Here is a 9,678-nt window from a genome sequence, read left to right on the forward strand (position 1 = left end):
ATATATGAACGATTTATTTTAAAATTATAGGCAGTTTAAAAAATAGATAATTAACAAAATCCTCACATTATGTGCTTGAGATTACGCTATTTTATGGTAAAACATGATTAAATATTTTTTACTTATTTAATGATTTATGACTAAAGAAGCACGAACGTATTTATTTTAAATTTACAGATTTTTTTATTTAAATATAAATTTTATCACGATGTGATAATTATTTTTTTGTTGGGGGCGATATGCAGTTAATTGCAGGCAGTAATATTCAACTTTCTGAGCAAGAAGTTGAGATTTGGATTAAAACGAGTTTTTCTTCAGCACTCGAATTAGATGTTACAGCTTATTTATTAGATGCAAATACTCAAAAGGTTCGTGGCGATCACGATATGATTTTTTATGGGCAGACTCAAACGCATAATCAAAGTATTGTGCTGATGGAGTCAACGTCAAAAACGCCTTATTTGACTAAGATAAAAATTAATACTGCACGTATAGATGCACAAATTCAGAAAATTGCACTGTGTGTGACTTTAAATGAACCATATCAGTTGAGCCAAGTGCAACCGATTGAGCTTGAACTGTATGGCGCAAATCAAAAAATCGCATTTGCACAAGTAAATACGCAAAATAAAACTGAAAAAGCCCTTATTTTGGCTGAAATATATTTACACAAAGGACATTGGAAATTCCGCTTTGTTGATCAGGGGTTTAATGGTGGCTTAAAACCTTTATCTGAAAATTTTGGTGTTGTGATTGCTCAAGATGTTCAGCAACCTACACCTACACCTACACCTACACCTACACCTACACCTACACCTACACCTACACCTACACCTACACCTACACCTACACCTACACCGTCATCGAATATTAATTTATCTAAAATTAAACTCGATAAAAATAATTCAAGTATTAATCTAACAAAACAGGGTTCGGGCTTTGGTAAAATTTCTGTCAATTTGAATTGGAATAAAAGTTCTCCAAAATCAACATCATTTTTTCAAAAACTGACAAGGTCAGATTCTATTGATTTAGATTTGGGTGCAATGATTCAATTTAAAAATGGTGAGATTAATCTTGTCCAATCATTGGGTAATCGTTTTGGTCATTTTGATGCTAGACCATTTATCAAGTTAGATGCTGATGATCGTACAGGATCATCCATAAATGGTGAAAACTTACATATTAATGGAAATCAGTGGGAACAGATTGAAAGAATCCTCATCTATACCTATATATATGAGGGTGCTGCAAATTGGGCTGCCACAGATGGTGTTGTCACCATTAAAATTCCGAATCAATCTGAAATTGAAGTCCGTTTAACAGATGGTAACCAACTCAAAACATGCGCTATTGTAGAATTACGCAATATTAATGGTGCAATTCAAGCAAATCGTGAAGTGCGCTATTTTAGAGACCAAAAGTATTTAGATGAGTATTATCGATTTGGTTTTAATTGGACTCAAGGTTCCAAAGACTAATTTTAATAGATCAAGCTTGTTTCTATTCATTCGTAAAATTTGAAAAACGTAAAACTCTAGAAGGACAACAAAATGGCAATTTCTTTAAATAAGGGTGGAAATTTATCACTCAGTAAAACAGATCCAAATTTAACACATGTTTTGGTCGGTTTAGGTTGGGATGCACGTTCAACAGATGGCGTAGATTTTGACTTAGATGCTTCAGCATTTTTACTTAATGAAAGCGGTAAAGTTCGTGCTGAAACAGATTTTATTTTTTATAACCAAACACGTTCACCAGAAGGCTCAGTTGAACACACAGGCGATAACCGTACAGGCGCAGGTGATGGTGATGATGAGTCCGTTAAAATTGACTTAAGCAAAGTGCCCGCAGAAATACAAAAAATTGCGATTACAGTGACCATTCATGAAGGTGAAAGCCGTGGTCAAAATTTTGGTCAAGTTCAAAATGCGTTTATTCGTATTGTGAATGATCAAAGTAATACTGAAATTGTACGTTTTGATTTAAATGAAGATTACTCGACTGAAACAGCAATGATCTTTGGTGAATTGTATCGTCATAACGGTGAATGGAAGTTCCGTGCTGTGGGTCAAGGTTATGCAGGTGGTTTGGGGGCAATGTGTCGCCAATTTGGAATCAGCATTTAATCTGAGAGTTTATTGAATGAAACATTTCCGATTTTCAATCATTTTTTCTGTTATCTGTTTAGCGATTTCAGCCTATTGGGGTTTTACCCATGGCCCTGAGGCGGGTATTGCGAGTATGTTCAAAGTACTCGCAATTACAGCCATTCTAGCGGTAATGGAAGTTTCATTGTCGTTTGATAATGCTGTTGTCAATGCTTCTGTACTACGACATTGGAATCATTTTTGGCGTACATTGTTTTTAACCGTCGGTATTGTGATTGCTGTTTTTGGTATGCGTTTAGTCTTCCCATTACTGATTGTTGGTGTGACTGCCGATATGAGTATGGTTGAAGTGGCTAAACTCGCTTTAAATGATCCAAAGACATATTCTGAAAAACTGATGGCGCATCATGCTGAAATTGCAGCATTTGGTGGCATGTTCTTATTATTGGTGTTCTTAAACTTCTTATTTGATGATGAGAAAGATGAGCATTGGTTTCATTGGTTAGAAGCAAAACTTGCCGATTTAGGCAATATCCAAGCGATTTCAGTGTTCATTTCCCTTTGTATCCTCCTTGTTATGGCGAGTTTTGTTGCAGAAACGTCACGCCTTGTTGTTGTTATGGCAGGTATTTGGGGCATCGTGGTATATGTTGGGGTACAAGTACTCGGACATTTACTTGAGGGTAGTTCGCATGATGATGAAGACGATGAGCCACAATCTAATGGTGCACCCGTTACAGGTACGATTGTAAAAGGTGGTATTGGTGGTTTCTTATATTTAGAAGTCCTCGATGCATCTTTTAGTTTTGACGGGGTGATCGGTGCTTTTGCAATCACCAGTGATGTTGTTGTGATTATGCTCGGTTTAGCCATTGGTGCTATTTTCGTGCGTTCAATGACAGTATATTTGGTTGAAAAAGGCACATTGGAAGCTTATGTATTTTTAGAGCATGGTGCTCACTATGCAATTGGTGCTTTAGCACTGATTATGATTGCAAGTGGTACAGGCATTCATGTTCCTGAGGTTGTTACAGGTTTAATCGGTGTTGCTTTCATCGTTTGGGCTGTTATTTCATCTATTTCATATAGTAAAAAGCAAGAATCAATTGAATCAACAACGGAAGAAGGAAAGTAAACATGGCAATTAATTTATCAAAAGGCGGCAATATCAACCTGTCTAAAACTGCACCGACAATGAATAAAGTCGATTTAGGTTTAGGTTGGAATCCACGCGCGACAGATGGTAAAGCTTTTGATTTAGATGCAGTTGCATTTTTAACAGGCGAAAATGGCAAAGTATTAGGAGATGGCGGTTTTATTTTCTTTAACCAAAAAAATTCACCATGTGGTTCTGTAAATCATAATGGTGATAACCGTACAGGTGATGGCGAAGGTGATGATGAGTCAATTTCTGTAGATCTTTCAAAAGTTCCTGCTGATGTTGCTAAAATTGTATTTGCTGTAACTATCCATGAAGGTCAGCAAAATGGTCAAAACTTCGGAATGGTTGATAAAGCCTATATTCGTGTAATTAACCAAGATAATAATGCTGAAGAACTTGCTCGTTTTGACTTATCTGAAGATGGTAGTACTGAAGTTGCAATGATCTTCGGTGAATTATACCGTCACGGTGGTGAATGGAAATTTAAAGCAGTAGGTCAAGGCTTTAATGGTGGCTTAGGTGCGCTTGCAGCGAACTATGGCGTTGCTGTTTAAGGTTTAGAACACAAATACTAAAAGATAAATCTTTTAGTATTTGAAAGTAATTTTTATTTGTTTTAGTAAATTAGATTATTTTCAAATACTAAAATAAAAACAGGCAATTGATTATGGGGGGATAACCGCATTAATCAGGACTGTTTTTTGAATGGATGTATATGGTTAAAAGTAGCACAAGCAAAAAATTATTATTTGAGAGTGAGAATTAATCATGGCTAAATTTGATTTGGTGGGCAGTCCGGAGCCATTTCTATTGGTAGATTTGGTACAAGGCGAAAAAATCTATTGTGAATCAGATGCAATGGTCATGATTGAACAGAACCTTGAATTAGGTGGGCAACTACGTGGCGGGTTATTTCAATCCTTCATGCGTCGCTTTACGACAGGTGAATCCCTATTTCAGCAGGAAATCAAAGCATCATTTGGCAATGGACAATGTCTACTGTCACCTAACCTAGATGGTGATATGCAACTTTTAGATATTGGACCACGACAATATGTGTTGTCCGATGGTGCCTTTGTGGCAGCCACAGAGCATGTCAATGTAAAAGCCAAGATTCAAACCAATTTAGGCGGTGGATTTTTTGGTGATACTGGTGGTTTTGTCATTATGGAAGCTTCAGGGCAAGGACAACTGTGTATTTCAGGCTGCGGGACTCTTATGGAAGTGGATGTCAGTACTGAAAATGGTGAAACCACTATTGATAATGGTCATGTTGTGGCGTGGGATTCAACCTTAAGTTATAACATTGGTATGCCAAGCTCACAAAATAGAGGAATGATGGGGAATTTACTCAATAGTTTTACCAGTGGAGAAGGCATGGTTTTGAAGTTTCGAGGTAATGGTAAAGTCATTATTTGTTCGAGAAATCGAAAAAGCTATGTGACGTGGTTAGCATCAGCATTAAATTTAAATAGAAGCAATTAAAACAGAGGATATATTTCATGGGTATTAGTTTAGTTAAAGGTCAAAAAATCTCTTTAGAAAAAGGTGATGGGTCATCATTAACTCAGATTTATTTGGGCGCAGGTTGGGATGTAGCTAAAAGTGGCGGTGGCTTTTTTGGTATGTTTAAAGGCGGTGATGATTCTATCGACTTAGATGCATCACTTATTCTTTTTAATGAAAATAATCAACCACTCGATGCAGTTTGGTTTGGACAGTTAAAAAGTAAAGATGGCAGTATTTGGCATTCAGGCGATAACCGTACAGGCGCAGGTGATGGTGATGATGAAGTCATTCATGTTGACTTAACTAAAGTTCCGCCTCAAGTGAAATCTATTGTATTTACCATTAGTAGTTTCCGTGGACAAACATTTGAAAGCGTTGAAAATGCATTTTGTCGTGTAGTGGATGCAACTAGCAATACTGAAATTGCAAAGTATAATTTATCTGCGAAGGGTAATTATACTGCACTGATTGTTGCAAAAGTTTATCGTCATAACGGTGCTTGGAAAATGTCTGCGCTTGGTGAAACCAGTAATGGTAAAACGATTCAAGATATGATTCCTTCGATTCTACCTGTTTTATAAGTAAGCCTGTTTGCATAAAAACGTAGCGCTTTATTCTTAATCTCTAGAGTGTTTACTTGTAATAGACAAGACCCTAAAAAACTCAGTAAATTTATTTACTGAGTTTTTTATTTTTTAAATGCAGTGAAAGCGTACATAAACTTTATCAAAAGTGGCATTTGCCTTTATAATATGTTCCATTATTTTTGGTATCAGTTTAAAGCCCTATTTTGCTTGTTGATACCAAGCGCTTTTTAAGTTATTTATGCTTTGATTCGGCTTATCTCAAGATTTACATCGTTGATGTGTCAATTCATATACACATAATACTATTTCAGGTATCCGTATGGAAATTAAGGTTAATTATCTCGACAATCTTCGTCAGGAAGCTAAGTTCGATGATTTCACAGTCATTGCCGATCAACCGATCCGTTATAAAGGCGATGGTTCTGCACCAGGTCCATTCGATTATTTTTTAGCATCTTCTGCACTATGTGCAGCTTATTTCGTAAAAGTGTATTGTGCGGCGCGTGATATTCCAACAGAAAATATCCGTTTATCACAAAACAATATTGTCGATCCTGAAAACCGCTATAAACAGATTTTTAAAATTCAAGTTGAACTACCTGCGGATATTTCTGACAAAGACCGTCAAGGCATTTTGCGTTCAATTGACCGTTGTACGGTAAAGAAAGTCATTCAGAATAATCCTGAGTTTGTGATTGAAGAAGTTGAAAGTATTGATGCTGATGCACAAGCTTTGCTTATGCCGAGCCTTGCACAAGACAGCAGTACTTATATTGTAGGGAAAGACCTACCTTTAGAAGAAACCATTGCCAATATGTCGGGAATCTTGGCAAATTTGGGTATGAAGATTGAAATTGCGTCATGGCGTAATATTGTACCCAATGTATGGTCACTACATATTCGTGATGCACAATCGCCAATGTGTTTTACCAATGGTAAAGGTTCTACCAAAGAAAGTGCTTTAGCTTCTGCGCTAGGTGAATTCATTGAGCGTTTAAATTGTAACTTCTTCTATAACGATCAGTTTTGGGGTACAGAAATTGCCAATGCTGAATTTGTACATTATCCAAATGAAAAGTGGTTTAAGCCAGGTAAAAAGGGTGCTTTGCCGAAAGAAATTTTGGATGAATATACCTTAGAAATTTATAACCCTGAAAATGAGTTACTCGGTACGCATTTATATGATACCAATTCGGGCAATACTGAACGTGGTATTTGTTCATTACCATTTGTTCGTCAGTCAGATGGTGAGACGGTTTATTTCCCATCTAATCTAATTGAAAACTTATACTTGTCTAATGGTATGAGTGCAGGGAATACCTTAGCTGAAGCACAAGTTCAATGTTTGTCTGAAATTTTTGAACGTGCTGTAAAACGTGAAATTTTGGAAGGTGAAATCGCACTTCCTGATGTTCCTGCTGAAGTTTTAGCAAAATATCCAAGTATTGTTGAAGGCATTAAAGGCTTAGAAGAGCAAGGCTTCCCGATTTTAGTCAAAGATGCGTCATTGGGCGGTGAATTTCCTGTGATATGTGTGACGCTAATGAACCCACGTACAGGCGGTGTATTCGCTTCATTTGGCGCACATCCAAGTATGGAAGTAGCGATTGAGCGTAGTTTAACGGAATTATTACAAGGTCGTAGTTTTGAGGGTCTAAATGATCTACCAAAACCGACATTCAGCAGTAACGCAGTGACTGAACCGAATAACTATGTTGAGCATTTTATTGATTCAAGTGGTGTGGTGTCGTGGAAATTCTTTAGTGCTCAAGCTGATCATGAATTTGTTGAATGGGATTTCACTGCTGAAGGTGAAAATTCCAATGCAGAAGAAGCGGCAACTCTGTTCGGTATTCTTAAAGAAATGGGCAAAGAAGTTTATATGGCGGTATATGATCAATTGGGTGCAATTGCTTGCCGTATCTTAGTGCCTGACTATTCAGAAATTTATTTGGTTGAAGATCTCATTTGGGACAATACCAATAAGGCATTGGGCTTCCGTGAAGATATTTTAAATTTACACCGTTTAGATGACGAGCAGCTCGAAGCTTTAGCAGAACGCCTTGAAGAAGTAGAAGTTGATGACTATACCGATATTGTGACCTTGATCGGAATTGAGTTTGATGACAATACGGTTTGGGGGCAGTTGACTATTCTTGAGCTTAAGTTGCTAATTTATATTGCACTACAAGCTTTTGAAGAAGCTAAAGAGTTGGTTGAACAATTCTTACAATACAACACCAATACTGTTGAACGTGGATTATTCTATCAATGTTTAAATGTGGTGCTTGAGGTTGAACTTGATGATGATCTTGATCTGAATGATTATGAGATTAATTTCCGTCGTATGTTTGGTGATGAGCGTATGGACGCCGTGATTGGTTCAATGGATGGTTCAATACGTTTCTACGGTTTAACTGAAACCAATATGCAACTTGAAGGGCTTGATCGTCATTTACGTTTGATTGAGAGCTATAAGAAATTACATGCAGCGAGAGCTAAGGCAGTTAGCTTGAACTAAACTAGATATATTCTCAGGTTAAATGATGAAAAATAAAAACCCATCGGTATGAAATATACGGATGGGTTTTTTATTTTGATCATTTTAAAAATGAATGATTACAAAATAGCCTAAGCAATATTTAATTTTTAAATAAAAAATTTCATAAGATAATTAGACTTAAAAATATATTTAAATTGGAAGCTTACTTCTTATATTTTTTCCAATTTCTATAATTCGTAGAAGAGTCATTAAGTGATACATTTTTATATATCCTTATTAATTTAATTCATCCATTTAAATGATCTATAGAGTTTTAAAATGATTTGTAAGCTTTTTTGAACAATTTTAACTCCTCCTAAATCCACATCAGACCCGATGCCGAATACTACAATTATTCCCCCTAAATACCACTGTGAAAAACTTACCAATCAGTTGTTACTGAGACAGGGTGGACATTTGATTTATAGTGTTATTAGTATTTCTCTATTTTATTAAAGTTAAATCTGTTTTTGTTTCAGTATAATTTTGGAAACACCGCCGAAAATATAACTCAGTAGATGAGAACATCTTAAAAATCGAAAAGTTTTTTTCCTAGTTAAGTAAAAAACAAAAAATAAATTTGACAGATATAAAGCAAAGCTAACAACTCTTAGCATCAATGAGAATGTTATATAACAAGCTTGATTCAAGAAGGAAAAATTAGATTACATTCCTGAGTTCCCTTGCTGTTTCCTGAAGTAAAGGTAAAATTTGTTGGATTAAATATTCTTTGGTTGATCTTGCAGTTGGAGAAACTATATTGAGTGCAGCTACGATATTTCCCTTAGGGCCATAAATTGGAACAGCCAATGCATGAACACCCAGTTCATGTTCTTCACTTGAATAACACCAATCTTGTTCTTTAACTGCTTCCAATAAGGATAAAAATGAAGTGTTATCAATGATGCTATATTTGGTTAAACGCTTTAAGGGATATTTTTCGAGCCATTTAATTTGTTCCGCAATATCTAAATATGCAAGTAATATTTTACCAGCTGATGTTGCATGTGCTGGAAGACGATTACCCAAATGCAAACCATAAGGATTTACTCGATCTGTTTGTTGATGAGAAGCACTTCGAGCAATGGTGATTGCTTCAAAACCATCCAGTACCATCACTGAAAAAATAAGAGATGTTTGTGTTGTTAATAGATTTAAAAGTGGCTGACAAATTTTAGGTAATTGTGAACCACTCAAATAAGCACCTGAAAACTTTAATACTTTAGGAGTTAAATAATAATAATGACCATCGAAATCCAGATAACCTAAATATTCTAGTGTCAATAAATGTCTTCTTGTTGCGGCGCGAGTTAATCCAGTTTTCTCTGCTGCCATGGAAACATTTAAACGATGTCTTTCTGGACCAAAACATTCTAGTATTGCCATTCCTTTACTAATACCAGCAATAAAGTCTTCATGACGAATTTGTTTTTGATTATCAATATTTATTAGCACTTTTTTATTTTCATTTTGCACGTTTTCACCTTAAACATAATTTATTTAATTAACAGAAGATAGTTCAACAATCAGCCTAATCAAAATTATGATTAAGATTAGAATAAAACTAAATAATTGTTCGATCATCGAACATATATCCTAACAAACGAACAGTATCACATTTTTAAACTAGATGAATATTAAAAAAACGACAAAAATGATCGATAGGAATTCTAATGAAATTACTCGGGATTGAGTAAAATTTTTCTTAGTTCAATATTAATTCATTGAGTTCCGTTTTGAGATGCACGGCTAGACGGAGTTGCCATA

At 35.6% G+C, this 9,678-nt stretch carries 8 protein-coding genes; 7 read left to right on the forward strand and 1 reads right to left on the reverse strand.

Annotated elements, in window-relative coordinates; translation table 11 throughout:
• Positions 1-239 precede the first annotated feature (239 nt).
• The 7 genes from FW754_RS15850 to FW754_RS15880 all read left to right on the forward strand — a co-directional run bounded on the left by FW754_RS15850 (position 240) and on the right by FW754_RS15880 (position 7,890).
• Entirely contained in the window at positions 240-1,481 is a 1,242-nt protein-coding gene (locus FW754_RS15850; RefSeq protein WP_446325193.1) for a TerD family protein, read from the forward strand.
• A 72-nt stretch (positions 1,482-1,553) separates the two neighbouring features.
• Positions 1,554-2,129, forward strand: coding sequence for a TerD family protein (locus FW754_RS15855; protein WP_409512665.1), 576 nt, complete (start codon positions 1,554-1,556; stop codon positions 2,127-2,129).
• Between the two features lie 16 nt (positions 2,130-2,145).
• Complete coding sequence (locus tag FW754_RS15860; protein ID WP_446325194.1) at positions 2,146-3,246, forward strand: DUF475 domain-containing protein; 1,101 nt, start codon at positions 2,146-2,148, stop codon at positions 3,244-3,246.
• A 2-nt stretch (positions 3,247-3,248) separates the two neighbouring features.
• A complete protein-coding gene (locus FW754_RS15865; protein ID WP_446325195.1) occupies positions 3,249-3,827 on the forward strand; it encodes a TerD family protein in 579 nt (192 codons plus the stop codon).
• A gap of 214 nt (positions 3,828-4,041) precedes the next feature.
• On the forward strand, positions 4,042-4,758 hold the full coding sequence (locus FW754_RS15870; protein ID WP_409512662.1) for a TIGR00266 family protein: 717 nt from the start codon (positions 4,042-4,044) through the stop codon (positions 4,756-4,758).
• Positions 4,759-4,775: 17 nt separating this feature from the next.
• Entirely contained in the window at positions 4,776-5,363 is a 588-nt protein-coding gene (locus tag FW754_RS15875) for a TerD family protein (RefSeq protein ID WP_409512661.1), read from the forward strand.
• Positions 5,364-5,688: 325 nt separating this feature from the next.
• On the forward strand, positions 5,689-7,890 hold the full coding sequence (locus FW754_RS15880) for an OsmC domain/YcaO domain-containing protein (protein WP_446325196.1): 2,202 nt from the start codon (positions 5,689-5,691) through the stop codon (positions 7,888-7,890).
• Positions 7,891-8,571: 681 nt separating this feature from the next.
• Here the strand turns inward: FW754_RS15880 and pcaU are convergent.
• A complete protein-coding gene (pcaU, locus tag FW754_RS15885) occupies positions 8,572-9,387 on the reverse strand; it encodes an IclR family transcriptional regulator PcaU (protein ID WP_409512659.1) in 816 nt (271 codons plus the stop codon).
• Positions 9,388-9,678 lie beyond the last annotated feature (291 nt).

The organism is Acinetobacter sp. 1207_04, assembly GCF_052850415.1.

Bases quoted from the DNA above. Each gene is read 5' to 3' on its own strand.
- FW754_RS15875 (WP_409512661.1), top strand. From the start codon at position 4,776: ATGGGTATTAGTTTAGTTAAAGGTCAAAAAATCTCTTTAGAAAAAGGT.
- FW754_RS15855 (WP_409512665.1), top strand. From the start codon at position 1,554: ATGGCAATTTCTTTAAATAAGGGTGGAAATTTATCACTCAGTAAAACA.
- FW754_RS15850 (WP_446325193.1), top strand. From the start codon at position 240: ATGCAGTTAATTGCAGGCAGTAATATTCAACTTTCTGAGCAAGAAGTT.
- FW754_RS15860 (WP_446325194.1), top strand. From the start codon at position 2,146: ATGAAACATTTCCGATTTTCAATCATTTTTTCTGTTATCTGTTTAGCG.
- FW754_RS15865 (WP_446325195.1), top strand. From the start codon at position 3,249: ATGGCAATTAATTTATCAAAAGGCGGCAATATCAACCTGTCTAAAACT.
- FW754_RS15880 (WP_446325196.1), top strand. From the start codon at position 5,689: ATGGAAATTAAGGTTAATTATCTCGACAATCTTCGTCAGGAAGCTAAG.
- FW754_RS15870 (WP_409512662.1), top strand. From the start codon at position 4,042: ATGGCTAAATTTGATTTGGTGGGCAGTCCGGAGCCATTTCTATTGGTA.